Source organism: Bacillus cereus group sp. BfR-BA-01379 (genome assembly GCF_022663605.1).
Classification (GTDB): domain Bacteria; phylum Bacillota; class Bacilli; order Bacillales; family Bacillaceae_G; genus Bacillus_A; species Bacillus_A mobilis.
The window spans coordinates 1-217 of the sequence record NZ_JAKUFT010000332.1 but is presented as its reverse complement, the minus strand read 5'-3'; the positions used below and the strand labels follow the sequence as shown (position 1 = coordinate 217).

Sequence of the window (217 nt, the reverse complement as noted above, 5' to 3'; positions counted from 1 at the left end):
CTTCCTTCTCTTTTTTGCTTCGCTAATGCCGCTGCTTTTGCTTTTGCCGCGGCGGCTGCCTTCGCTTTCGCTTTGGCCTTTTCTTCTTCCGTTACTTCTTCGCTTCCTTCTTCGCTTCCTTCTCTCTTTTGCTTCGCTAATGCCGCTGCTTTTGCTTTCGCGGCCGCGGCTGCGCGCCGTTTTGCTTCTTCCAAAGTCATTTCACTATCTTTTGGTA

The 217-nt window shown here is 50.7% G+C and carries 1 pseudogene; it reads right to left on the bottom strand.

Annotated elements, in window-relative coordinates:
• Positions 1-217 (bottom strand): annotated as a pseudogene (locus tag MR113_RS28115) (NADH-quinone oxidoreductase subunit C); the annotation flags it as partial.